The 23480-nt window shown below is 68.5% G+C and carries 21 protein-coding genes; 12 read left to right on the forward strand and 9 right to left on the reverse strand.

All coding sequences use genetic code 11. The features are described 5' to 3' along the window. Nucleotides 1–209: 209 nt before the first annotated feature. Nucleotides 210–752, reverse strand: coding sequence for a hypothetical protein (locus BMY35_RS03465; RefSeq protein WP_093195621.1), 543 nt, complete (start codon nucleotides 750–752; stop codon nucleotides 210–212). A 121-nt stretch (nucleotides 753–873) separates the two neighbouring features. Between BMY35_RS03465 and BMY35_RS03470 the strand changes: the two genes are divergently transcribed. Further along, nucleotides 874–1854, forward strand: a complete 981-nt coding sequence (locus BMY35_RS03470; RefSeq protein WP_093195622.1) for a LysR family transcriptional regulator — start codon at nucleotides 874–876, stop codon at nucleotides 1852–1854. A 16-nt stretch (nucleotides 1855–1870) separates the two neighbouring features. On the opposite strand, the gene BMY35_RS03475 is transcribed toward BMY35_RS03470, so the two are convergent. Further along, nucleotides 1871–2089 carry a hypothetical protein gene (locus BMY35_RS03475; RefSeq protein ID WP_093195623.1) on the reverse strand — a complete coding sequence of 73 codons (219 nt, stop codon included), beginning with the start codon at nucleotides 2087–2089 and terminating at the stop codon, nucleotides 1871–1873. An 80-nt stretch (nucleotides 2090–2169) separates the two neighbouring features. Here BMY35_RS03475 and BMY35_RS03480 point away from each other — a divergent pair, with 80 nt between their 5' ends. Together BMY35_RS03480 and BMY35_RS03485 are read left to right on the forward strand one after the other, a co-directional pair. Further along, nucleotides 2170–2985, forward strand: coding sequence for a metallophosphoesterase (locus tag BMY35_RS03480; RefSeq protein WP_093195624.1), 816 nt, complete (start codon nucleotides 2170–2172; stop codon nucleotides 2983–2985). A 72-nt stretch (nucleotides 2986–3057) separates the two neighbouring features. After that, nucleotides 3058–4566, forward strand: a complete 1509-nt coding sequence (locus tag BMY35_RS03485) for an amidase (protein WP_093195625.1) — start codon at nucleotides 3058–3060, stop codon at nucleotides 4564–4566. Between the two features lie 24 nt (nucleotides 4567–4590). Here the strand turns inward: BMY35_RS03485 and BMY35_RS03490 are convergent, their stop codons facing one another. Together BMY35_RS03490 and BMY35_RS03495 are read right to left on the reverse strand one after the other, a co-directional pair. Then, on the reverse strand, nucleotides 4591–5208 hold the full coding sequence (locus BMY35_RS03490; protein WP_093195626.1) for a TetR/AcrR family transcriptional regulator: 618 nt from the start codon (nucleotides 5206–5208) through the stop codon (nucleotides 4591–4593). A 109-nt stretch (nucleotides 5209–5317) separates the two neighbouring features. Next, nucleotides 5318–6052, reverse strand: coding sequence for a GntR family transcriptional regulator (locus BMY35_RS03495; protein ID WP_093195627.1), 735 nt, complete (start codon nucleotides 6050–6052; stop codon nucleotides 5318–5320). A gap of 262 nt (nucleotides 6053–6314) precedes the next feature. Here BMY35_RS03495 and BMY35_RS03500 point away from each other — a divergent pair, with 262 nt between their 5' ends. The 8 genes from BMY35_RS03500 (at nucleotide 6315) to BMY35_RS03535 (ending at nucleotide 14221) form a co-directional block, all read left to right on the forward strand. Beyond that, on the forward strand, nucleotides 6315–7652 hold the full coding sequence (locus BMY35_RS03500) for an aromatic ring-hydroxylating dioxygenase subunit alpha (protein WP_093195628.1): 1338 nt from the start codon (nucleotides 6315–6317) through the stop codon (nucleotides 7650–7652). A gap of 23 nt (nucleotides 7653–7675) precedes the next feature. Beyond that, complete coding sequence (locus BMY35_RS03505) at nucleotides 7676–9124, forward strand: glutamine synthetase family protein (RefSeq protein WP_093195629.1); 1449 nt, start codon at nucleotides 7676–7678, stop codon at nucleotides 9122–9124. Between the two features lie 118 nt (nucleotides 9125–9242). Continuing rightward, the gene (locus BMY35_RS03510; RefSeq protein WP_093195630.1) at nucleotides 9243–9566 is read left to right on the forward strand and encodes a 2Fe-2S iron-sulfur cluster-binding protein; all 324 of its coding nucleotides are present in this window, start codon (nucleotides 9243–9245) and stop codon (nucleotides 9564–9566) included. Between the two features lie 111 nt (nucleotides 9567–9677). After that, a complete protein-coding gene (locus BMY35_RS03515; RefSeq protein WP_093195631.1) occupies nucleotides 9678–10871 on the forward strand; it encodes an ABC transporter substrate-binding protein in 1194 nt (397 codons plus the stop codon). Nucleotides 10872–10922: 51 nt separating this feature from the next. Next, nucleotides 10923–11783 (forward strand): branched-chain amino acid ABC transporter permease, encoded by an 861-nt coding sequence (locus BMY35_RS03520; protein ID WP_093195632.1) that lies wholly within the window; start codon nucleotides 10923–10925, stop codon nucleotides 11781–11783. Further along, complete coding sequence (locus BMY35_RS03525; RefSeq protein WP_093195633.1) at nucleotides 11780–12742, forward strand: branched-chain amino acid ABC transporter permease; 963 nt, start codon at nucleotides 11780–11782, stop codon at nucleotides 12740–12742. The genes BMY35_RS03520 and BMY35_RS03525 overlap by 4 nt, the downstream gene beginning before the upstream one ends. Further along, a complete protein-coding gene (locus BMY35_RS03530) occupies nucleotides 12739–13524 on the forward strand; it encodes an ABC transporter ATP-binding protein (RefSeq protein ID WP_093195634.1) in 786 nt (261 codons plus the stop codon). Before BMY35_RS03525 ends, BMY35_RS03530 begins: the two co-directional genes overlap by 4 nt. Further along, a complete protein-coding gene (locus BMY35_RS03535; protein WP_093195635.1) occupies nucleotides 13517–14221 on the forward strand; it encodes an ABC transporter ATP-binding protein in 705 nt (234 codons plus the stop codon). The genes BMY35_RS03530 and BMY35_RS03535 overlap by 8 nt, the downstream gene beginning before the upstream one ends. Before the next feature lie 106 nt (nucleotides 14222–14327). Here BMY35_RS03535 and BMY35_RS03540 read toward each other — a convergent pair whose 3' ends face one another. From BMY35_RS03540 to BMY35_RS03555, 4 genes are all read right to left on the reverse strand, one after another. Further along, on the reverse strand, nucleotides 14328–15488 hold the full coding sequence (locus BMY35_RS03540; RefSeq protein ID WP_093195636.1) for an ABC transporter substrate-binding protein: 1161 nt from the start codon (nucleotides 15486–15488) through the stop codon (nucleotides 14328–14330). 94 nt (nucleotides 15489–15582) lie between these two features. After that, nucleotides 15583–16893, reverse strand: a complete 1311-nt coding sequence (locus BMY35_RS03545; protein WP_093195637.1) for a cytochrome-c peroxidase — start codon at nucleotides 16891–16893, stop codon at nucleotides 15583–15585. A 2-nt stretch (nucleotides 16894–16895) separates the two neighbouring features. Beyond that, nucleotides 16896–18464 carry a metallophosphoesterase gene (locus BMY35_RS03550; RefSeq protein ID WP_176947422.1) on the reverse strand — a complete coding sequence of 523 codons (1569 nt, stop codon included), beginning with the start codon at nucleotides 18462–18464 and terminating at the stop codon, nucleotides 16896–16898. A 130-nt stretch (nucleotides 18465–18594) separates the two neighbouring features. Then, nucleotides 18595–20175: a phospholipase D family protein gene (locus tag BMY35_RS03555; RefSeq protein WP_093195639.1), complete on the reverse strand. Its 1581-nt coding sequence runs from the start codon at nucleotides 20173–20175 to the stop codon at nucleotides 18595–18597. A gap of 72 nt (nucleotides 20176–20247) precedes the next feature. On the opposite strand from BMY35_RS03555, the gene BMY35_RS03560 reads away from it, so the two are divergent. Further along, the gene (locus BMY35_RS03560; RefSeq protein ID WP_093195640.1) at nucleotides 20248–21477 is read left to right on the forward strand and encodes a nucleoside recognition domain-containing protein; all 1230 of its coding nucleotides are present in this window, start codon (nucleotides 20248–20250) and stop codon (nucleotides 21475–21477) included. Here BMY35_RS03560 and BMY35_RS03565 read toward each other — a convergent pair. Further along, nucleotides 21459–23465 (reverse strand): alkyl/aryl-sulfatase, encoded by a 2007-nt coding sequence (locus BMY35_RS03565; RefSeq protein WP_093195641.1) that lies wholly within the window; start codon nucleotides 23463–23465, stop codon nucleotides 21459–21461. The genes BMY35_RS03560 and BMY35_RS03565 overlap by 19 nt on opposite strands. Between the last annotated feature and the right edge of the window lie 15 nt (nucleotides 23466–23480).

The raw sequence follows: 23480 nt of genomic DNA on the forward strand, positions 1-23480 counted from the left end.
TTTTCTTCACCCCCTCCAATCACCTCCGAAGAGACCGACTGGGCCTGAACACCAGGGGTATTCAGCAGCGAAGCCCACGAGTATATGACAGATTTTGAGGTCCCGTCTACTCTTGAGCACTTTTTTGCTCGGAGGCTCTACACACCTCCCCTCATAAATGAAGAAAGCCGCCCGAGGGCGGCTTTCTTCAGTCAGCGAGACGCTACTTATTAGTAGTAGCGCGAGCTGTTCATGCGACGCATGGCTTCGTACAGCGTGGGCATACGCACTTCTTGCGAACGGGCGCTCATGCGGGCCAGTGCGTCGATCTTGGCAGCCTCGGCCGCCGGGACAGCGCCTTCAGATTGCTGGCGCCACATCGCGGCTTGCAGATCCTGCATCACGCGCGGATCGTTCTTGGCGGTTTCCAGGAAGCGGGCATCGGCACGGGCAGCAGCGCGGCGTTGTGCGGCGGCGCGCCAGGCGGTACCGATGGCACCCTGGCTGATCGAACCTGCGAACAGCGCGAACAGGCCGATGGCCGCGACGCAGAACACGGTCCAGACAGCGAGCAGGCCGCCGTCGTTCCAGTTGGAAACGAGCGATTCGGTCACCACCAGGACAGCCGCCGCGATGGCGATGATCAGCAGGGCGATGAGCGGGCGGGCGCCATTGGCACCTGCGCGGGCGGCCTGGATCTGGCCGAACAGGACTTCGGCGCGACGTACGCCGGGGTGGACGGTAGGTTGGTCAACGTGAACGAAGCTGGTCATGATGCATCCCTCCTGGGACAGTGGTAATCAGTGGTGGCGAACAAGGCCGATGTGGTGATATTAGGGCTTACCCTAGTGTTTATCCACTTTATCTTTCTGATGTTTATCATTCACAAGACTGATGGATGTCAACTTTCGCACGCTAGATCTCAACCTGCTCCGCGTCTTCGACGAGGTGATGGCAGAACGCAACCTCACGCGCGCCGCCCGAAACCTGTCGATCACACAGCCGGCGGTAAGCAACGCACTGCGACGCCTGCGCGAGGTTCTTGGAGATGAGCTGGTGCGCCGCTCGGGCGCCGGCGTGGAGCCCACGCCGCGGGCGCTCGCCCTCTGGCCGACTGTGCGGGACTCCCTGCGCCAGCTGCAGCACACGCTGGCCCCCGGCGAGTTCGATGCCGGCGTCGCCGACACCACCTTCCTGCTGGCGATGGCCGACGCCACCGCGGCCGAGCTCATTCCGGGCCTGGTCCAGATCGCCGAACAGGAAGCTCCCGCCATTTCGCTGCGCGTGCTGCCGCTGACCACGCGCGATCCGCGTCGCATGCTGGAACAGGAAGAAGTCGACATGGCCGTCGGCTACTTCCCGGCGGTGATCGCGAGCCTCGCGGCGCGGGGGCAGTCGGGGGTGGGGGTGCCGTTCGAGACCCAGCGGCTCTACCTGGGTCAATATGTATGCGTGATGCGACGGGGCCATCCGCTGGCCAATGCGCCCCTCACGCTGGACGACTACTGCGCCGCCCGTCACCTGCTGGTGAGCTTCTCGGGGCGGCCCTACGGCTTCATCGACCAGACGCTGGGCGCCATGGGGCGCGAGCGGCGGATCGTGGTGACGGTGAACCAGTTCTTCACGGCGGGCCGGGTGGTCGCCAATTCAGACCTGCTGACCGTGCTGCCCCGTCACTTCGTGACCGTGACCGGCATCGACGACCAGCTGGTGCTGCGCGACCTGCCCTTCGATCAGCCCCCGGTGCACGTCGACGCCATCTGGCACCGGCGCGCCCAGCACGGGCACTCGCACGAATGGCTGCGCAATGCGCTGCTGCGCTCGGCGGCCGCGGCTTTCGCCGGGTCGGTCCTCGGGCAGAAGGTGCCCGGCTGACCGAACCAGGACTGGATCAGCGGACGACGCTGAGCCAGGCGCTGGCTGCAGCGCGCAGTTCCTGGGCGTGATGAGCGCCGCGGCCGGCGCGCATGTCGGCGCTTTCCATCAGCGCGGCGGCGTGGCTGGCCGGGGCATTGACGCTGGAGGAACGGAAGAAACGGGCCACTTGGGCGATGAGGCTGAACATGATGGTGCGCGGCTCGTGGCTGCGCTTGAGTGGTTGATGTTCCAAGAATAAGGGTTAACCCTAGCAAATCAACCTGGGCTTTATGCGCGTCATGCATGGGGCAATTCACCTAGACTGGCCCGACGATGAAGCTGCAACTGCTGTCCGACCTGCACCTGGAGTCCCATCCCCACTTCCGCGCCGAGCCGCTGCCGGGCGCAGACCTGCTGATACTTGCGGGCGACATCGGCTCCTACCAGCAGGGCTCCCGCCTGACCGACACCGATTTCGGCCTGGGCAGGTTCTCGCCCCGCAACGGCTGGCCGGTGCCGGTGATCTACGTGCCAGGCAACCACGAGTACGACAGCGTCGACTTCGACGAGACCCACCAGCGCCTGCGCGCGCTCTGCGACGAGCTAGACATCATCTGGCTGGAGCGCGAAACCCGGGTGATCGAAGGCGTCCGCTTCGTCGGCACCACGCTCTGGGCCGATTTCGACGCACTGGCCGAGCCGACCGACAGCCTGGCCGAGGCGCTCAAGAAACGCGGCAAGGCGATGCGCGCAGCCGATTTCTATCTTGAAAAAGCGGCCACCATGCGTAACGGCGAACTTTTCCTCGCCGCACAGCTGCGCGACCAGGCGCTGGCCTGCCAGACCTGGCTCGCGCAGGCGCTGGCCGAGCCTTTCGAGGGCACCACGGTGGCCATCACCCACTTCGCGCCCAGCCTCGAAAGCGCGGATCCGCGCTACGGATTGACACCGGGCACCGCCGGTTTCTGCAATGCGCTCGACGAACTGCTGCCCCGGGCCAGGCTGTGGCTGCACGGCCACCTGCACTGCCCGTCCGACTACGTCAAGAACGGCTGCCGCGTGGTCGCCAACCCGCTGGGCTACGCCCGCAACGGCGAACAGGAAGGCTACAAGCCCCAGCTGCTGATCGAGGTGCCCGGCACCCGGTAACGGTCGGCAACGCCTTGGCAGCCGTCGCTGTGTAGACTGGCCCGATTCCATCTGATCGATGGGGAGCGCGCCATGACGCAGCAGCAGACACAACAACGACGTAACTTCCTGCAGCAGACCGCCGGCGCAGCCGCGGCCACGGGCCTGCTCTCCCTATGGCCGAGGGCCTTTGCCCAAGGATCGACGGAGCCGGCCACCGGCAGGGCCATGGGCCAGCTCTCGATGACCGAGATGTCGCGCCGCCTCGCCGCCGGCAGCCTCAGCAGCAGCCAGCTGGTGGAAGAAGCGCTGGCCGCCATCCAGAACCCCGCCGGCGAAGGCGCGCGCACCTTCATCCGGGTGCACGCCGACTCGGCCCGCGCCACGGCGGCCCGGCTCGACGCCGAGCGCAAGAGCGGCCGCCCGGCCGCCTCGCCCATCGCCGGCATCCCGATCTCGCTGAAGGACCTGTTCGACGAAGCCGGCGTCACCACGCTCGGCGGCTCGATGGTGCTGGCCGGCCAGCCGCCCGCGGCGCGCGACGCCCTCGTGGTCGAGCGGCTGCGGCGTGCCGGCGCGATCGTCATCGGACGCAGCAACACGGTCGAGTTCGCCTACACAGGGCTGGGCATCAACCCGCACTACGGCACGCCGAAGAACGTCTACGACCGCGCGACGGGCCGCATTCCCGGAGGCTCGACCTCGGGCGGCGCGATCTCGGTGGCCGACGGCATGGCGGCCGGCGCCATCGGCACCGACACCGGCGGCTCGCTGCGGATCCCGGCCGCGCTCAACGGGCTGGTGGGCTTCAAGCCGACGCAGCGGCGCATTCCGCTCGACGGCGTGATGCCGCTGTCGACCTCCTTCGACTCTGCCGGCCCGATGGCCTGGACGGTCGAAGACTGCGCCCTGCTCGACGCCGTGCTGGCCGCCGAGCTGCAGCGGCCGCTGCGCGTGCTGCCGATGCGCGGGCTGCGCTTCGCGGTGCCCAAGACCTTCTTCCAGGACGAGCTCTCGCCGCCCGTGGCCGCGGCCTTCGCGTCGGCGCTGGCCAAGCTCTCGGCCGCCGGCGCCACCGTCACCGAGCTGCCGATGACGGAGTTCGCGAAGGCGCCGGCCATCAACCCGCGCGGCATGATCACCGCCGCCGAGGCCTTCACCTGGCACCGGGAGATCATCAAGACCGGCGCGGCCAAGTACGACCCGCGCGTGCTGGCTCGCATCAAGACCGGTGAAACCATCACCGCCCCCGACTACCTGCAGCTGCAGGCGCTGCGCCGCCAGTTCATCCGCTCGATCAACACGGCCGCCATCGGCTACGACGCGATGCTGATGCCCACCACGCCCGACATCGCCCCGCCGATCGCCGAGGTGCTGAAGGACGACGACACCTACTACCGCATCAACGCCCGCATGCTGCGCAACCCCTCGGTGGTGAACCTGTTCGACGGCTGCGCGCTCTCGGTACCCTGCCACGACGCGGGCACGGCGCCCGTCGGGCTGATGCTAGCCAGCATCGGCAATACCGATCACCGCCTGCTGGCAGTCGGCGCGGCGGTGGAGGCGGTGGTGGCCCCGCGGCGCGCGCTCGTCAGCAGCTGAGGGGGCTGCCTTCTCGCCAGCCGCTCAGCGCGCGGCCAGGCCGTCGAAACAGGTCGCGAGCACCAGTTCGACGATCTGCTCGTCGGTCTGCTGTCCGCCGGCCTTCAGGAAGCCCAGCACCGGATCGCAGGCGCGCGCGAACAGCGTGTAGAGCACGGCGATCGCCGGCAGCTTCGGGTCGAGCGAGCCGTCGGCCTGCGCCGCCTGGATCCAGCCGCCGAGCCGGTCGCTGATGGTCACGAGGCGGTCGAGGTAGCCCTTGTTGCCCATCAGCGTGGCGCGCAGGCTGGAGTTCTGGTGAGGCAGCAGGGGCATCTCGCCGGCCAGCTGCACTTCCATCGCCCAGCGCACCACGGCGCGCAGCTTGGCGGCCGGCTTGTCGTCGGCCGGAACGGAGGCCAGGAAATCGAGCGTGCGCTGCATGATGCGCACCATCGCGGCGGCGGCCAGGTCTTCCTTGCTCGGAAAGTGCTTGTAGAGGCTGGCCTTGGCGATGCCGACGGATGCGGCGACCTCGTCGACCGTCATCGATTCGAAGCCCTTCTCGGCAAGCAGGCGGTTGGCGGTCTGCACGATGGCCTCTTCGCGGGCCAGCAGCATCTGTTCCTTGAACGAGGTCTTGACGGGGGCGGTGGCGCTCATGCCGGAAATTCTAGTCTTGCCCGTCGCTGGGCAGACGGCACGGATGCCGAAATACCGGCCAGTCTATTAATTACCAACCGGTTGCCTTCACTCATCCTCAGCCTCAGCCTCAGCCGCCGCGCCCCTTGGACACCAGCTTGATGCCCGGCATCAGCTCGGCTGCCAGCTCGGGCCGCTCCAGCGCGTAGTCGAGGTTCATGCGCGCGATCTCGACGTGCTCCTCGCCCAGCGCCTGCGCCCGCGAGCCCTGCCCGCGCTCGATGGCCTGCACCATCGCATGGTGCGTGCGGTGCGCCTGCCGCATCCACTGCTGGCCCTCCTCCATCGACGACTGCATCGGCAGCATGGCGCTGGGGGCGGCGAAGGGCTGGCCGCCGAGCATGTCCATCACCCGCTTGAGCGCGAGGTTGCCGCAGCCTTCGATGATCAGCTTGTGGAAGCGGTCGTTCATCTCGACGTAGGCCGCGTAGTCGTCGAGTTCCATGCTCGGCTTGTTGACGGCGCGATCGCCGTCCTCGAGGCAGTCCTTGAGGTCGCGCAGCAGTTGGCGGGGCGCGCCGTCCTCGGCCAGCAGGCGTGCGGCGAAGCCTTCGATCACGCCGCGCACGCGGATGGCGTCGGCCACCTCCTGCGAGGTGAAGCGGCGCATCTGGTAGCCGCCGCTGGGCGACTGCTCGATCAGCCCTTCGTGCTCCAGGCTGGCCAGCGCCAGCCGCACCGGAGTGCGCGAAGCCTCGAGCTTCTCGGCCAGCGGGATCTCGGCCAGCCGCTCTCCGGGCACGAATTCGCCCTTGAGGATCATGTCGCGCAGTTGCACGAGCACGCGGGATTGTTGGGAGTCCATCGGCGAATTCTAGGAGACGAGGCCGGCATTGCACGCAGCGTATTTACGCTGGCTCAGTTGTTGCATGCACTGCTTCACAAGAAGTGTCAAAAACTGACGATACGCTCAGCGTTTACCCTGATTTTCGGCTTTCAAAGCCCCAGATCGGGGCGAAACGGCAGATGAAAGTTTGACCCGGATCGAGGATCACCAACAGAATGCATACAGTTGCATGCAATAGCTGCAGACCTCTTTCCACAGTCCCAACGATGGAGCCCGCACGATGATCAGCGCAGAGCAGAACGATTTCATCACCCGCGTCGGACCCGGCGCCCCCGCCGGCAAGCTGCTGCGCCGCTACTGGCAGCCGGTGGCCCTGGCCGACGAACTGGCCGGCCCGCGCCCAGTCAAGCCCGTGAAGCTCATGGGGCAGGACTTCGTCCTGTTCCGCGACGAGAGCGGCCAGCTCGGCATGCTCGACCGAGACTGCCCGCACCGCGGCGCCGACCTCGCCTTCGGCCGGCTCGAGAACGGCGGCATCCGCTGCGCCTTCCACGGCTGGCTGTTCGACGCCAAGGGCAACTGCCTCGAGACCCCCGCCGAGCCCGCCACCAGCAAGCTGTGCAGCCGCATCAAGCAGTCGGCCTACCCGGTGGTCGAAAAGAGCGGCGTGGTCTTCGCCTACATCGGCGAGGGCGAGCCCCCCGCCTTTCCCGAGTTCGACTGCTTCGTCGCGCCCGACACCCACACCTTCGCGTTCAAGGGCCTGTTCGAGTGCAACTGGCTGCAGGCGCTCGAAGTGGGCATCGACCCGGCGCACGCCTCTTACCTGCACCGCTTCTTCGAGGACGAGGACACCTCCGAGAGCTACGGCAAGCAGTTCCGCGGCGCCTCGGCCGACTCCGACATGCCCATCACCAAGGTGCTGCGCGAGTACGACCGGCCCGACATCAGCGTCGAGCCCACCGACTACGGCTTCCGCCTGAAGGCGCTGCGCAAGCTGTCGGAAGACACCACCCACGTGCGCGTGACCAACCTGGTGTTCCCGCAGGCCTTCGTGATCCCGATGAGCTCCGAGATGACCATCTCGCAGTGGCACGTGCCGGTGGACGACACGCACTGCTACTGGTACGCCATCTTCACCAGCTTCACCGGCCCGGTCGACAAGCAGCAGATGCGCGAGCAGCGCCTGAAGCTCTACGAGCTGCCCGACTACACCTCGCGCAAGAACAAGCGCAACAACTACGGCTACAGCATCGAGGAGCAGCTCACCGAGACCTACACCGGCATGGGCGACGACATCAACGTGCACGACCAGTGGGCGGTGGAGTCGCAGGGCCCCATCCAGGACCGCACGCGCGAGCACCTGGGCAGCACCGACAAGGGGATCATTGCCTACCGCCGCGTGCTGGTGAAGGCCATCGAGGCCACGCTGGCCGGCGAAGGCGCGCCGATGGTCATCGACGCCGCGCAGGCCGGCGCCATGACCGGCCCGCCCTCCATCGACGGCATCGGCCGCAACGTCGCCGACGAAGCCTCCACCGAGGCCTACTGGCAGGACGCCGACCGCGCCCGGCGCCTGAAGTCGGACTGGGCCTCCGCACGCCTGGCCGCTGCCTGACCCGCTCACAGGACGCACGCGCCATGAGCAGCCACACATTCGTCGACCGCTTCGGCCTCTGGAGCGAAGACCAGCACGCGCAGGCCAGGGAGCTGGTGCGCCGCATCGACAGCGGCGAGGTCGATCTCGTCCGCTTCGCCTGGCCCGACCAGCACGGCATCCTGCGCGGCAAGACGCTCGTCGCCGCCGAGGCGCGCTCGGCCCTCTGGGAGGGCGTGAACCTCACCTCCACCCTGCTGGCCAAGGACACCTCGCACAAGACCGTGTTTCCGGTGTTCACCCAGGGCGGGGGCTTCGCCGTCGAGGGCCTGCAAGGCGGCGCCGACTTCACCATCGTGGCCGACCCAGCCACATTCAAGGTCCTGCCGTGGTCGCCACGCACCGGCTGGGTGATGTGCGACGCCTACATGGCCGACGGCAAGCCCTGCCCCTTCGCAACGCGGCAGATCCTGCAGCGCGCGGTGCGCCAGCTCGACGAGCTGGGGCTGGACTTCATCGCCGGCCTCGAGGTCGAGTTCCACGTCTTCAAGCTCGACGACGCGCGCATGGGCCTGGCCGACTCGGGCCAGCCCGGCGAGCCGCCGCGCGTGTCGCTGCTCTCGCACGGCCACCAGTACCTCACCGAGCTGCGCTACGACCGCGTCGACGGGCTGATGGAGCTGCTGCGCTCGCAGCTCATGGCGCTCGGCCTGCCGCTGCGCTCGCTGGAAATCGAATTCGGCCCCAGCCAGTTCGAGCTGACCTTCGGTCCCACCGCCGGCGTCATGCCCGCCGACACCATGGTGCTGCTGCGCAGCGCCATCAAGCAGGTCTGCCAGCGCAACGGGCTGCATGCCACCTTCATGTGCCGGCCGAAGATCCCGAACGTGATGTCCAGCGGGTGGCACCTGCACCAGTCGCTGCGCCGCAAGAGCGACGGCGTCAACGCCTTCATGCCGGAAGCCGCAAGCGGCCAACCGCTGAGCGAGACCGGCATGCACTACCTCGGCGGCCTCAGGGCGCACGCCTGCGGCGCCGCGGCGCTGGCGAGCCCCACCATCAACGGCTACCGGCGCTACCGCCCCTTCTCGCTCGCGCCCGACCGCGCGATCTGGGCCAAGGACAACCGCGGCGCGATGCTGCGCGTGCTCGGCGGCCCGGGCCAGTCCGCCACGCGCATCGAGAACCGCGTGGGCGAGCCGACGGCCAACCCGTACCTGTATCTCGCATCCCAGCTCTTCTCGGGCCTGGACGGCATCCGCAACCGGATCGACCCCGGCCCCTCGGCCGACGCGCCCTACGAAACGCCGGCGGAACAGCTGCCGCGCTCGCTGGGCGACGCCCTCGCCTGCCTGCGCCGCGACGAAATGCTCAACGCGCAGATGGGCAAGACCTTCGTCGACTACCTCTGCCACATCAAGGAAGCGGAGATCGCCCGCTTCAACCTGGAAGTCAGCGAGTGGGAACACCGCGAGTACTTCGACATGTTCTAGAGCCATGAGCCTCCCGGCTTTTCACTCCGCTTCGCTGCATGTAACTCCACCCCCCCGAGGGGGAGGCGCGGCCCGCCTTGGGGCGGCCCGGCGACGGCTGCCATTTCCATTGAAACCCATGCCCACGATCCACTACATCCTCAAGGACGGCACCACGCGCGAGGTCGACGCCAAGGTCGGCGCCAGCGTGATGGAGACCGCCATCCGCGGCAACGTGCGCGGCATCGACGCCGAGTGCGGCGGCTGCTGCTCCTGCGCCACCTGCCACGTCTACGTGGACGACGCCTTCATCGACATGCTGCCGCCGCCCGACGACATGGAGAGCGCGCTGCTCGATGCCGTGGCGTCCGAGCGCAGGCCCGGCTCGCGCCTGAGCTGCCAGCTCAGCATCACCGCGGCCTTCGATGGCCTCACGGTGCGCGTGCCCGATACCCAGGTTTGACGCCCCCTCGGGCATCATCGCCCGCTTTGTTTGCACCCGGTTACACGACAGCGGCGCCCGATCGGCGCATCCACTCCACCTGAAAGGCCCTTTTCCATGACGCCAACGACGATGACCAAGAGAACCCTCCTCTCGACCCTGCTGCTGGCCGGCCTCGGCTTGGCGGGCGCCACGGCGCATGCGGCCGGCGAGCCGCTGCGCATCGGCCTCATCGCCACCTACTCGGGCCCGTACGCCGACTACGGCCGCCAGTTCGACGCCGGCATCGCGCTCTACCTGAAGGAGCATGGCGGCAAGGTGGGCGGCCGCACGGTCGAGATCATCAAGAAGGACACCGCCGGCCCCGCGCCCGACGCCGCCAAGCGAATCGCGCAGGAACTCATCGTGCGCGACAAGGTGAGCGTGCTCACCGGCCTGGACTTCAGCCCCAACGCGTATGCCGTGGGCGCCATCGCCACGCAGGCGAAGATCCCGACCATCGTGATGAACGCGGCCTCGTCGGCCATCACCACCAGCTCGCCCTACGTGGCGCGCCTGTCGTTCACCGTGCAGCAGGTCACCGACCCGATGGCGCGCTACATGCTCAAGGAAGGCATCAAGGACGCCTACATCGTGGTCGCCGACTACGCCTCGGGCGTCGACGCGGAAACCGCCTTCAAGAAGACCTTCACCGCCGGCGGCGGCAAGGTCTCGGGCGAAGTGCGCACGCCGATGAACAACCCCGACTTCTCGGCCTACGTGCAGCGCATCAAGGACGCCAAGCCCCAGGCCGTGTTCTTCTTCTTCCCCTCGGGCGTGATGCCGCCGGCCTTCCTCAAGGTGTGGAAGGAGCGCGGCATGGAGCAGGCCGGCATCAAGCTCTACGCCACCGGCGAAGCCACCGACGACAGCTACCTCGACGCCACCGGCGACGTGGCGCTGGGCCTGGTCACCAGCCACCACTACTCCTTCGCACACCCTTCGCCGAAGAACCAGAAGTTCGTGAAGGACTTCGCCGCCGACAACGGCACCAAGCTGCGCCCAAGCTACTTCGCCGTGACCGCCTACGACGCGATGGCCGCCATCGACCTCGCGCTGGCCAAGACCAAGGGCGACACCGCCGGCGACAAGTTCATGGACGCGCTCAAGGGCCTGAGCTTCGAGAGCCCGCGCGGCCCCGTGGAGATCGACCCGGCCACCCGCGACATCGTGCAGACCGTCTACATCCGCAAGACCGAGCGCGTGAACGGCCAGCTGGTGAACGTCGAGTTCGACAAGTTCGACCGCGTGAAGGACCCGGCCAAGGAAGGCGCCGCAGCCAAGTAGGCGCGCCTTCGTATCCATCGTTCAGCCAGCGAGTCAGCAAGCGGGAAATTCATGGGCATCGTGATCTTCGACGGAGTGGCCTACGGCATGCTCCTCTTTCTCATCGGCGTGGGCCTGTCCATCACGATGGGGCTCATGAATTTCGTCAACCTCGCGCACGGCAGCTTCGCGATGGTGGGCGGCTACGCCGCGAGCGTGCTCATGAACCAGCTCGGGCTGGGCTTCGGGCTTTCGCTGGTTGCCGCCTTCGTGGCGGCCGCGGTCACGGGCGCGGTGCTGGAGTTTCTGTTCTACCGGCGCCTCTACCGCGCGCATCCGCTCGACCAGGTGCTGCTGTCGATCGGCGTGGTGTTCGTGTCCATCGCCGCCTTCACCTACTTCTTCGGCCCGACGATGCAGCCCTTCACGCTGCCGCCGGCGCTCGACGGGCAGGTGTCACTGGCGGGCCTGGAAGTCGGCCGTTATCGCCTCTTCCTGATCGTCTGCGGCGTGCTCGTGCTGGCCGCGCTGCTGCTGGGCCTGGGCAAGACGCGCTACGGCGCCATGGTGCGCGCGGCGGTCGACAACCAGCGCGTGGCCGGCGGCACCGGTATCCACGTGCAGCGCCTCTTCTTCCTGACCTTCTCGCTGGGCTGCGGCCTCGCGGGGCTCGGCGGCGCGCTGAGCCTCGGCATGCTGGGGCTGGAGCCCTCGTTCCCGCTCAAGTACCTCGTCTACTTCCTGATGGTGGTCTGCGTCGGCGGCGCGGGCACCGTCACCGGGCCCTTCATCGCGGCGCTGCTGGTCGGCATCGTCGACGTGGCGGGCAAGTACTACCTGCCGGAGACCGGCGCATTTCTCATCTACGTCTTCATGATCGTCATGCTGCTCGTGCGGCCGAACGGCATCGTCGCGAAGAAGGGGCTCGCATGAGAGCCCTGAACCTTTCCCCCGCGCAAATGCGCATCGCCGAAGCCGCGTTCTGGCTGGCGCTCGCGTCGAGCTTCTTCCTGCTGCCCGACAAGCTCACGCTGATGAGCCAGGTCATGATCTTCGGCCTGTTCGCCGTGTCGCTCGACATGGCGCTGGGCTACGCGGGCATCCTCACCGTGGGCCACGCGGCCTTCTTTGGCGCCGGTGCCTACGCGGCCGGCCTGCTCGCGAAGTACGGCTGGAGCGAACCCTTCAGCGGCCTCGTGTTCGCGCTGGCGGTGTGCGGCGCGCTGGGCTACGTGCTGAGCTACCTCGTGGTGCGCGGCGCCGACCTCACGCGGCTGATGATCACCATCGGCGTGTGCGTGCTGCTGTACGAGCTGGCCAACCGGCTCTCGGGCATCACCGGCGGCACCGACGGGCTGCAGGGTGTGGCCATCGCGCCGGTGCTGGGCCTCTTCGAATTCGACCTCTACGGCAAGACCGCCTTCGGCTATGCCTTCGGCGTGGTGCTCGCGATGTTCCTGCTCGTGCGGCTGGTGCTGCGCTCGCCCTTCGGGCTGGCGCTGCGCGGCATCCACGACAGCCGCAAGCGCATGACGGCCATCGGCTCGCCGGTGGAGGCGCGGCTGCGCATGGCCTACGCCTTCTCGGCGGCGGTGGCTGGCGTGGCGGGCGCCCTGCTGGCGCAGACCACGCAGTTCGTCGGCATCGAGTCGATCGGCTTCAACCGCTCGGCCGAGGTGCTCATCATCCTGGTGCTCGGAGGCACGGGGCGGCTCTACGGCGGGATGATCGGCGCCATCGTCTACATGCTGGTGCACGACTGGTTCGCGGACATGAATCCGCAGTACTGGATGTTCTGGCTCGGCATCTTCCTGATCGCGGCCGTCATGCTGGGACGCGGCGGCATCATGGGCGCGCTCTCGCGCTTCGTGCGCACGGGGAAGGCGCGATGACGAACACCACGCACTCCCTGCGCACGCAGGGCCTCGGCGTGCGCTTCGGCGCCTTCCAGGCCGTGGGCGACGTCAACCTCTCGCTCGAGCCCGGCGCGCGGCAGGCGCTGATCGGCCCCAACGGCGCGGGCAAGACCACGCTCATCAACCTGCTGACCGGCGTTCTCAGGCCCACCAGCGGCAGCATCCACATGGGCGGGCTCGACATCACCCGCCTGCCGGGCGACAAGCGCGCGCGCATGGGGCTGGCGCGCACCTTCCAGATCAACACGCTGTTCCCCAGCCTCACGCCGCTGCTGTCGGTGGTGCTGGCGATCAGCGAGCGCGAAGGGCTTGGCGCCACCTGGTGGCGGCCGCTGAAGGGCTGCACCGCCGTGTTCGACGAGGCGCATGCGCTGCTGGGCACGCTGAAGCTCGACAGCCTCGCCGACGTGCCGGTGGCCGAGCTGGCCTACGGCAAGCAGCGGCTGCTCGAGATCGCGCTCGCGCTCGCGGCCAGGCCCCGCATCCTGCTGCTCGACGAGCCCGCCGCCGGCGTGCCGGAGGACGAGAGCGGCGAGCTGTTCGAGGCCATCGCGGCGCTGCCGCAGGACATCAGCGTGCTCTTCATCGAGCACGACATGAAGCTGGTCTTCCGCTTCGCGCGCCGCATCTCGGTGCTGGTGGGCGGCCGCATCCTCACCGAGGGCACGCCTTCGGAAATCGGCGCCGACCCGCGCGTGCGCGAGGTCTACCTGGGCAGCTCGCACCTCCATCACCACCCACACGACCAACATGCCTGAAGCACTCGCCTTCGACAACGTCACCGCCGGCTATGGCAACGCCGTGGTGCTCGACCGGCTGGCTTTCTCCCTGCAGCAGGGCGAAAGCCTCGCCATCCTCGGGCGCAACGGCGTGGGCAAGACCACGCTGCTCGAGACGCTGATGGGCAACACCCGCGTGATGCAGGGCGCGATCCGCTGGCAGGGCACGGACATCGTGCGCTGGCCCTCGCACCAGCGCGTGCGCGCCGGGCTGGGCTGGGTGCCGCAGGAGCGCGAGGTGTTCCCCTCGCTCACGGTCGAAGAGAACCTCACGGTGATCTCGCGCCTGGGCGGCTGGAACCTCAAGCGCGTCTACGACTTCTTCCCGCGCCTGCGCGAGCGGCGCGGCAACTACGGCAACCAGCTCTCGGGCGGCGAACAGCAGATGCTCGCCATCGGCCGCGCGCTGATGACCAACCCGAAGCTGCTGCTGCTCGACGAGCCCATGGAAGGCCTCGCGCCGATCATCGTGGAAGAGCTCGCCGCGGCGATCCGCCGGCTGTGCGAGTCCGAAGGGCTCGCCTCGATCGTGGTCGAGCAGCATCCGGTGCTCGCGCTGGAGATGACGCACAAGGCGATCGTGCTGGAGCGCGGCACGGTGGTGCACGCGGGGCCGAGCGCGGAGCTGGCGGCCGACCAGGAATTGCTGGAAGGCTTGCTGGGCGTCGGGGTCTGATTGCAGGACACCGCGGAACCGGCTTTGCCGGGCCGCAGGTGTCGCCCCCGGCGAGGGGGGCTGGCGAAGCGACACGAAGTGCGCGAAGCCTGGGGGAGCACCTGGCCTAGCTGAGCATCTGCCCGCGGCTGCCGATCACGGCCACGTCCACGAACTGACCGCCTTCGCGGTTCGTGCGCCCGTAGTTGATCTTCACGCCGCCAAGGTCGAAGTTCTCGATGCTCGCGAGGCCCGACATCACCGAGGCGCGCGTGAGCGAACTACCGGCGCGGCGCATGCCTTCGGCCAGCACGGCGGCGTTCAGGTAGCCCTCGAGGCTGGTGAGCGAGAACTCCTTGACGCCGTTGGCCGTCATGTCGGCCTGGTAGCGGCGCACGATCTCGAACTTGGTCGAGTACGGCGAGGGCACCACGATCACGAAGCCCAGGCCCTTGGCCAGGTCGCCCATGGCCGACAGCGCGCTGGCCGTGATCGACAGGCCGTAGGCCGAGCTGCTGTTGCCCGCCTCGCGCAGCGCCTTCAGGAATACCGGCGCAGTGCCGGCCAGCCCGACCACCACCACCTGCGGCTTGGCCTTGGCGATGGCTTCGGCGGCGGGGCCCACTTCCATGCTAGTGGTGTTGGGCGTGGTCGCGATCACCGCCGGCTCCAGCTTGGCCTTGGCCAGCGCGTTCTTGAAGGCGGCCAGCACCGACTGCCCCAGCGGGTCGTTCGAATGCACGAGGCCGATGCGGCTCTGGCCGAGCACGGCGGCGGTGCTCACCAGCTTCTCGACTTCCTGGTCGTAGTTGGCGCGCACCCAGAAGGTGTTGGGCGAATTCTTCTTGCGAAGCGAGATGGTGCCGGTGATGGGGCCCACCACGGCCATGCCGGGCACCGCGTCCATCACCTCGGCCGTCTGGCGCGTGCCCAGCGGGTGCACCAGCGCGAGCACGGAGCTGTCCTTCTCGAAGGCCAGCGCGTTGGCCTTGGCCACTTCGGGCTTGAAGGTGTCGTCGGCCATCACGAGCTCGACCTTGGTGCCGTTGATGCCGCCCGCCTTGTTCAGCGCGTTGAAGAAGGCGCTCGAACCCTGGTAGAGCCCCTGACCGTTGGCCTTCTCGACGCTGCTGTTGTCGAAGGTGGTCCCGATGCGCAGCGGCCGGTTCTGCGCGAGCGCCGGAAACCCGAGGCCTGCGGCGGCGGTTGCGGCGGCCAGCCCGGTCAGTGCGCGACGACGGCTGGTGGAAAGCGGCGCAATCGACTCGCGCGGCACGGGAACGGTCATGTCGAAGTCTCCAGAAGAAAGGCGTCTGTGACAAAAGTTCACAATCTCGGAGGAAATGTAACGCACCTTCCCTCGCTGGCGATGACCCAGGCAGCTACTTCGTCGCGGGCTTCGGCATGGCCGCCACATAGCGCGCGTCGGTCAGGGTGCCGAGGAAGGCGCTGATCTCGTCGATCTCCTCGTCGGTCAGCGCCGGCGTTGTGCCGGGGCGACGGTTCATCGGCGTGGAATTGACGTTGATGTTGCCGCGATAGGCCGACGGCACGTCGTCGAAGGTCGGCTTGCCGTGGTACCACTTCGCCGGGTCGGTAGAGCGCGTGGCGTAGAACGCGACCGCGTCGCGCAGCGTGGTGAACACGCCGTTGTGCATGAAGCTCTGGCGCACCGCCACGTTGCGCAGCCCCGGCGTGCGGAAGTAGCCGCACCACTGGTTGGGCTCCGGCCAGCGCAGCTGCGCGGCCGTGCGGCACAGGCCGTTGTCGAAGCGGCGCGGATCGCGGTTGGCGGGCAACGAGCGGTTGCGCGGCACGGCGATGGCGTCATAGCCGAAGTCGGTGAAGAGCGATCGCTCGGGCCGGCTCGCGGTGTCGGACAGCGTGTGGCACGACATGCAGTTGCCCTTGTCCGGGTTCTTGAACAGCGCCAAACCGCGCATCTCCAGCGGGCTCAGCGGCGTGCGGTTGCGCAGGTAGTCGTCGAAGCGCGAGCTGAAGGGCGCCATTTCGTCGCTCTGCAGGTAGGCCTGCAGCGCCTGGCCGATGCCCTTCACCGCCTGCTCGGGGTCGCGCAGCACGCGAGGCCCGAAGGCCAGCGACATCGCGGGCGCGAGGTCGGTGCCGCGCAGCTTGCGCAGCAGGCTTCGGGGCGAGGCGTTGTTCATCTCGTCGTGATCGAACAGCGGGCCGCGCGCCTGCTCGGCCAGCGTGTCGGCACGGCCGTCGGCGAAGAGGCCGCCGAAGGGCGAGGCGAAAGGCGCGTCGTCGTCCTGGTAGAAGTGCCGGCGCGGCACGTAGCGCACGTACAGCAGCGACGGCGCGGTGCGCGCGCTGAAGTGGCCGGGGCGGCTGCCCTGCGGCGTGCGCGGGCCGGCCAGCGAAGGGGCGCTCAGCGTCGATGTGAAGGCGCGCAGCGGATCGTGGCAGCTGGCGCATGAGGTGCCCTGCGGCTGCGACAGCCGCGTGTCGAAGAAGATGCGCTTGCCCAGCGCGGCCAGCGCCGGGTCGGGCTTGAAGGTGGCGGCTGTGGGATCGATGCGCGCAGAGATCTTCGGCGTGGCGCCGATGCGATCGATCACCACGCTCGGCGGGCCGCCGGGGTTGATCTCCGCCGTGGTCGCGGCAATGGCAACGGCCGCCGTGCCCGTCCAGGCCAGGCATGCGGCCGCCATCGCCAGCGCGGCGCGCATCGTCACGGCGTGAGGAAGCCCGTCTTGTCGCAGGCCAGCGTCCGGCCGGTCTGCTCGCAGGTGGCGAGCAGCTTGCCAGCCACCGTGTAGGCCTTGAAGGTCCAGCCCACGCCGGGCGCCGCCTTGCGCTCCATCATCATGAAGCCGAAGCTGCTGTGGTGCGTGATGCGGTCGACCGTCACGTCCGGCGCAGGCGTGGTGCCGGGCGGCAGCGGATCGGGCAGCGCCACGTCGAGGTTGTCGCCGCCGTTGCCCGTCACCAGCGTGGCGGGGTGGTCGGTAGCGAAGTTGAGCGCCTGGAAGTCGTGCACGTGGCCGTGCAGCGCGATGTGCACGCCGCTCGGGTAGTAGGCCTTGGGGTTGAGGTTGCCCATCACCGACTGCAGCGCGAGGTTGCCCGATGCCGGGGTGGAGCCCGCGATCGGCGCGAAGGCCAGGATCGGATGGTGGTTGGTGAACATGGTGGTCGTGATGCCGGCCTTGGCGGCCAGCGTCGCGACGGTCTGGAACTGCTTCTGGTAGGCGATGAACTGCGGGTCGTCCGTCTTCAGCGCCGCCTTGCCGGCCTTGGCCGAGTCGAACACGATGACCTGCGAGCCCGTGCCCAGTTGCACCGCGTACGGCTCGGAATAGTTGCCGGTGCTGTCGTTGGCCGGCTCGTTGCACGAGCGCTTGTCGGAGTACGGGCGCGGATCGAGGAAGCGCATCCAGCCCTGGCCGCCGCGCGCGCATTCCTCGTGGTTGCCGCGCACCAGGATCCACGGAGCCTTGGCCAGCAGCGGCGCCGCCGGCTTGAAGAAGTCGGCCTGCCAGGTGTCCCAGCCATAGCCCCAGGGGCTGCCCTTGCAGCCGGCAATGTCGTCGGGGCAGACGTTTTCGCGGTAGTGGTAGTCGCCGATGTGCAGCACCAGGTCGGGGTTGAAGCCCGCGCCGGTGGCGGCGAGCGGCGCGAACGGCCACACGCTGCTGTCGTTGCAGGGCTGATAGGCGTTGTCGGCCTTCTTCAGGCGGCAGCCGGTGTCGGCCAGCACGAGGACGCGCTGCGGCTCGGCCTTGGGCAGCGGCAGCGCGCGGCTGCCGATGGCGGCCTGCTTCGCGTCGGCGGGCAGCGTGGTTTCGCAGGACGACACGGGAAAGGCGGAAGGCTTGGAATCGGCCGGGTCGCTGGCCGTGGTGCGCAGCGCCATGGTGCCGGCGCCTGCGCGCAAGGTCATGCGCGTCGTCTTGCCGTCCACCGTGATCTGCGGGCATGCGGCGTTGGCGTCGGCCGTGGTGGCGGAGGCCGGCGCGGTGTAGCTGGTGATGGCACGCGCGATGGCCGCGTTGTTGTCGCCGATCTCCACCCAGGTGGCCTGCAGGTTGGCATCGGCGGTGGCGGCGTCGGCTTGGGGGGCGGGTGCCGGAGCGGGGGCTGGAGCCGGCGTGCCGGCGACCGGGCCGAGAACGATCGACTGACCGCTGCCGCCGCCGTTGCAACCCTGCAGCAGGGCGGAAGCGACGGCGAGTGCGGCGAGCCACCGCAGGTCGGGCATGGCTGGCGGTGCCGGCGGCACCGGGGGCGTGAGGCGCATCTGGAATCCCTCTGGTTGTTGTGTCGTGGGACGCCGCAATCTAGAGGGGCAGTGTGCAAGCCGTATTACACGGCCGCCGGCGCGCCGCGAGCGCGCGCAGTGGAGATGAAGGCGGAGGCGGAGGCGCCTGCTACAGCAGCTCTTCGCCCACGATGGGCAGCAGCAGCCAGTTCTTGAAGCGCAGCCAGAGGAACTCGCCGGGCTCGTCCTCGTGGACGATGTCGCCGCCCGCGTCGTCGTACTCCAGCCATTGCACGCGCCTGCCGTTGGGCCCGAGCCGCAGCCGGTAGCCGAGGTTCACGCGCTCGCCCGACATGAGCTTGTTGTAGTCCTGCACGAGCTCGGGGCTGTCGATGACCAGGCCGATCTCGGTGTTGACCGCGGCCGAGCGGTGGTCGAGGTTCATCGAGCCGACGAAGAAACGCTCGTTGTCGACGATCGCGAGCTTGGCGTGCAGCCGGCTGATCGACTTGCCGAAGTCGCCGAAGCGCCCCGATCGCCCGCTGAGCGTGGGCGCGATCTCGAAGATAGTGACGCCGATCTTCAGCATGTCGGCGCGGTAGCGCTCGTAGCCCGCGTAGGCCAGTGGTTCGTCGGTCGCGCCCAGCGAGTTGGTCACGACCGTGATGCGCCCGCCCTTGGCGATGCAGGCACGCATCTCCTCCATGCCCTTCGGACCCGGAATGAAGTACGGCGAGGCGATGACCACCTCGCGCCGCGTGGCGTTGATCACGCTGAGCGCGCCCTCGGTCACGCTGCCGATGTAGGCCTCGTCGGCCTTGCGCGTGATCTTGTCCGGGTCGTCGATGAACAGCGTCGACGGCGCCCAGTAGCGGTCGATCTTGCCGGTGATGAGCTGCTCGCCCACCGGCGACTTGTTGAGCACGTCGCGCGGGCGGATGGGCACGTCGGGCACGGCCGAGCGCGCGATCTCGTCGAAGCGGCGCTGCGCCGCCTCGCGCGTCAGTCCGTGCAGCGGCGCGATGCGCTCGATGGGCCATGCGTGCGAACTGTTCCAGTAGCGGTCGAAGCCCTCGGACATCTGCCGCACGACGGGGCCGCTGGAGATCACGTCCATGTCGATGAAGTTCGCGGCCGTGCTGCGCATGAAGTATTCGTTGCCGATGTTTCGCCCGCCCGAGACCGCGAAGCTGTTGTCGGCGATCAGCAGCTTGTTGTGCATGCGGTGGTTGATGCGGCCGAAGTCGGTCAGCGACAGCAGCAGCCGCGTGCCGAGCGAACTGGCGCGCGAGGGCAGCGGGTTGAAGAGCCGCACCTCCACGTTCGGGAAGGCGGCCAGCGTGCCGAAGAGCTCGTCCTCGCCGCCGGTGTAGAGGTCGTCCACCAGCAGCCGCACCCGCACGCCCCGCGCCGCGGCCTCGCGCAGTTCGCGCAGGAAGAGCAGGCCGATGTCGTCGCGCTGCACCAGGTAGTACTGCACGTCGAGCGACTTCTCGGCATGCCGCGCGAGCGAGATGCGCGCGTCGAACGCGAATGCCGCCTCCGGCAGCAGCCGGAAGCCCGAAAGCGCGGTGGAGCCCTCGGGCGCGCCCTTGGCCGCGAGCTGCCCGAGCTCGGTCTGCGCCACGTCGGTGATCGCCGTGACGGGCGTGTGCGGCACGGGCGGCGGCAGGCTGACACAACCGGCAAGCCATGCAGCCGCCACGACCCACAGGAAGGCGGCTAGGCGACGGGCGATGGAGGCGCGCATGGGCCGAACTGTAGCTCGCGGCGGGCCCGGATGGCGGCTCTATCATCGAAGCGAAACAAAAGGAAAAGAAGCGTGCTCAACGGCTTGTGGCTGGGTTTCTTCGGGGTGGCGGCGCTGGCGGCGCTGGGGCGGTGGCTCGTCGGGGGCGACCCGACCGTGTTCGCCGCGCTGGTGGAGGCGCTGTTCGCCATGGCGCGGCTGGCGGTCGAGGTGATGGTGCTGCTGTTCGGCACGCTCACGCTCTGGCTGGGCTTCCTGCGCATCGCCGAGGCTGCGGGGCTGGTGGGCTGGCTCGCGCGGCTACTGGGGCCGCTCTTCAGGCGGCTCATGCCGGGCGTGCCGGCGGGGCACCCGGCGCTGGGGCTCATCACCATGAACTTCGCGGCCAACGCGCTGGGGCTGGACAACGCCGCCACGCCCATCGGCCTGAAGGCGATGCGCGAGCTGCAGCGGCTGAACCCCGATCCAGTGACGGCCACCAACGCGCAGATCCTCTTTCTAGTACTCAATGCCTCGTCGCTGACGCTGCTGCCGGTCACGATCTTCATGTACCGCGCGCAGCAGGGCGCGAGCGACCCGACGCTGGTGTTCCTGCCGATCCTGCTGGCCACCAGCGCCTCCACGCTGGTGGGGCTGCTGTCGGTGGCGGTGGCACAGCGCCTGCGGCTGTGGGACCCGGTGGTGCTGGCCTACCTGGTGCCGGGCGCGCTGCTGCTGGGCGGCTTCATGGCGCTGCTGGGCACGCTGTCGGCAACCGCCATCGCCTCGCTGTCGTCGCTGCTGGGCAATCTCACGCTGTTCGGCGTGATCATCGTGTTCCTGCTGGCGGGCGCCGTCCGCCGCATCAAGGTGTACGAATGCTTCATCGAAGGAGCGAAGGAAGGCTTCGACATCGCGAAGAACCTGCTGCCGTACCTCGTCGCGATGCTGTGCGCCATCGGCGTGCTGCGCGCCTCGGGCGCGCTCGACTTCGCGCTCGACGGCCTGCGCCGGCTGGTGGGCGCGGTCGGCTTCGACACCCGCTTCGTCGACGCCATGCCCACCGCGCTGGTCAAGCCCTTCTCGGGCAGCGCGGCGCGCGCGATGCTGATCGAGACCATGAAGAGCCAGGGCGTCGACAGCTTCCCCGCGCTGGTGGCGGCCACCATCCAGGGCAGCACCGAGACCACCTTCTACGTGCTGGCCGTGTACTTCGGCGCGGTGGGCATCCAGCGCACGCGGCACGCGGTGTCCTGCGCGCTGCTGGCCGAGGTGGCGGGCGTGGTGGCCGCCATCGCGGTGTGCTACTGGTTCTTCGGCTGAGCCTTCGGTTCGACGATCGGGAACATCGGCTCGAATGTGTCGAGCATCGACATCAGCTCGGCCAGCTTCGCGCGGTCGCCGTCGATCTTCACCTTGCCGGTGAGCACCGCCGCCGGGAAGCTCGTCTCCTTCAGCGTGACCGCATCGAGCACGACCCGGCTCAGCGTCACCGTGGCGTCGGCCCCAGGCTGCTGGCCGGCAATGTGCGTGAGCGCCGAGTTCTCCAGCGTCAGCACGAACTGCTGATTGGAATCGGTGAAGTTCCAGTTGATGACCATCTTCCTGCCCTCGGCCTTGGCGGCGTCGAGCCGCACGCCGAGGAAGTCGAAGAACAAGTCGTTGCTCACGGCCTTCAGCGTGTCGGCGTTGGAGCTGTTGCCGCCCGGGATCTTCGGCACGCCGTTGCGCAGCTCCATCGCGCCCACGAGGTAGGCACTGCGCCAGGTGCCGGCCTCCGACTGGTAGCCCATCTGCTCGAGCGCATCGGCGCCCAGCTCGCGGGCCGCGCGGTTGGACGGGTCTGCGTACACGAGCTGGCTCATCGCGCTGGCCACCCAGCGGAACTCGCCCTTCCTGAAATCTTCCCGCGCACGCGCCAGCACGGCGTCGGCGCCGCCCATGTACTCGACCGTCTTCTTCGCATAGGCCACCGGCGGCAGCGGGTTCAGGTTGGCTGGGTTGGCGTCGTACCAGCCCAGGTACTTCTGGTAGACGGCCTTGGCGTTGTGCCGCAGCGTGCCGTAGTAGCCGCGCGCGGACCATTCCTGCTCCAGGCTCGCGGGCATGCGCAGCGTCTCGGCGATGTCGGCCGATGTGTAGCCCTGGTTGAGCAGGCGCAGCGACTGGTCGTTGATGAACTTGTACATGTCGCGCTGCTTCTTCAGCAGGTCGACGATGCGCTCCTGCCCGAAGGTCGGCCAGTGGTGCTGGGCGATCAGCACCTCGGCCTTGCCGCCGAAGGCCACGCGGGCCTCGTCGATGTACTTCGACCACAGGTTGCCGTCGCGCACCTCGGCACCGCGGATGGTGTAGAGGTTGTGCATGTTGTGCGTCACGTCCTCCGCCATGTTGAGCACGCGGAACTGCGGCAGGTACATGAGCATTTCCGACGGCGCCTCGGAGCCCGGCACCAGCCTGAAGACGAACTGCACACCGTCTATGGCGCGCTCTTCCGTCGGCTTGTCGATGGTCGACGTGGGCGCGATCAGCGACATGGTGCCGCGCGCCAGCGCCTTGCCCAGCCCCGTGTCGACCTGCCCGCGCGGGCCGGGCGGCAGCAGCGTGCCGAACTGGTACTGCGAGCGCCGGCTCATCGCGTTGCCCGCGAGGATGTTCTCGGCCACCGCCGTTTCCATGAAACCCGAGGGCGCGAGCACCTGCACCTTGCCGGCCTTCACGTCGGCCTCGTCGACCACGCCCTTCACGCCGCCGAAGTGGTCGGCATGGCCGTGGGTGTAGATCACCGTGCCCACCGGCTTGCGCGGGCGGTGCTGGTAGTAGAGCTCCAGCGCGGCGCGCGCGGTCTCGGCGGCCAGCAGCGGATCGATCACGATCAGCGAGCTGTCGCCTTCCACGATGGTCATGTTGGCGATGTCGAAGCCGCGCACCTGGTAGACGCGGTCGGTCACCTTGAAGAGGCCATGGATCGCGTTGAGCTGCGCCTGGCGCCACAGGCTCGGGTTGACGGTGTCGGCCGGCGCGTCGGCCTTGAGGAAGTCGTAGGGCTTCATGCTCCAGACCGGGCGAGCGCCGGAGCCCGGCACCAGCGCGTCGGGCACGGTGCCGACGAAGCCGTGCATCGCGTCCTCGAAGTCCTGCCGGTTGGCGAAGGGCAGCGTCTTCGCCATGTCGGCGTTGGCCTTGAGCGTGGAGGGCTCGGGCGCCTTGGGCGCTGCCTGCGCGAAGGAGGCCGAGGGCACGCCCAGCGCGCATGCAAGGGCGACGAGCGCAGCGGAGAAGGAGGAGGAAGCTGGCGAGGAAGAAGTCATCCGGCGATTCTGCGA

This window comes from Variovorax sp. YR750 (genome assembly GCF_900109805.1).
GTDB classification, from domain to species: domain Bacteria; phylum Pseudomonadota; class Gammaproteobacteria; order Burkholderiales; family Burkholderiaceae_C; genus Variovorax; species Variovorax gossypii.

Coding starts and splice junctions, on each gene's coding strand:
- BMY35_RS03545 (WP_093195637.1), bottom strand. CDS start 16,893: ATGCGCGCCGCGCTGGCGATGGCGGCCGCATGCCTGGCCTGGACGGGC.
- BMY35_RS03480 (WP_093195624.1), top strand. CDS start 2,170: ATGAAGCTGCAACTGCTGTCCGACCTGCACCTGGAGTCCCATCCCCAC.
- BMY35_RS03510 (WP_093195630.1), top strand. CDS start 9,243: ATGCCCACGATCCACTACATCCTCAAGGACGGCACCACGCGCGAGGTC.
- BMY35_RS03530 (WP_093195634.1), top strand. CDS start 12,739: ATGACGAACACCACGCACTCCCTGCGCACGCAGGGCCTCGGCGTGCGC.
- BMY35_RS03535 (WP_093195635.1), top strand. CDS start 13,517: ATGCCTGAAGCACTCGCCTTCGACAACGTCACCGCCGGCTATGGCAAC.
- BMY35_RS03500 (WP_093195628.1), top strand. CDS start 6,315: ATGATCAGCGCAGAGCAGAACGATTTCATCACCCGCGTCGGACCCGGC.
- BMY35_RS03490 (WP_093195626.1), bottom strand. CDS start 5,208: ATGAGCGCCACCGCCCCCGTCAAGACCTCGTTCAAGGAACAGATGCTG.
- BMY35_RS03495 (WP_093195627.1), bottom strand. CDS start 6,052: ATGGACTCCCAACAATCCCGCGTGCTCGTGCAACTGCGCGACATGATC.
- BMY35_RS03505 (WP_093195629.1), top strand. CDS start 7,676: ATGAGCAGCCACACATTCGTCGACCGCTTCGGCCTCTGGAGCGAAGAC.
- BMY35_RS03555 (WP_093195639.1), bottom strand. CDS start 20,175: ATGCGCGCCTCCATCGCCCGTCGCCTAGCCGCCTTCCTGTGGGTCGTG.
- BMY35_RS03540 (WP_093195636.1), bottom strand. CDS start 15,488: ATGACCGTTCCCGTGCCGCGCGAGTCGATTGCGCCGCTTTCCACCAGC.
- BMY35_RS03465 (WP_093195621.1), bottom strand. CDS start 752: ATGACCAGCTTCGTTCACGTTGACCAACCTACCGTCCACCCCGGCGTA.
- BMY35_RS03485 (WP_093195625.1), top strand. CDS start 3,058: ATGACGCAGCAGCAGACACAACAACGACGTAACTTCCTGCAGCAGACC.
- BMY35_RS03525 (WP_093195633.1), top strand. CDS start 11,780: ATGAGAGCCCTGAACCTTTCCCCCGCGCAAATGCGCATCGCCGAAGCC.
- BMY35_RS03520 (WP_093195632.1), top strand. CDS start 10,923: ATGGGCATCGTGATCTTCGACGGAGTGGCCTACGGCATGCTCCTCTTT.
- BMY35_RS03515 (WP_093195631.1), top strand. CDS start 9,678: ATGACCAAGAGAACCCTCCTCTCGACCCTGCTGCTGGCCGGCCTCGGC.
- BMY35_RS03550 (WP_176947422.1), bottom strand. CDS start 18,464: ATGCGCCTCACGCCCCCGGTGCCGCCGGCACCGCCAGCCATGCCCGAC.
- BMY35_RS03470 (WP_093195622.1), top strand. CDS start 874: ATGGATGTCAACTTTCGCACGCTAGATCTCAACCTGCTCCGCGTCTTC.
- BMY35_RS03565 (WP_093195641.1), bottom strand. CDS start 23,465: ATGACTTCTTCCTCGCCAGCTTCCTCCTCCTTCTCCGCTGCGCTCGTC.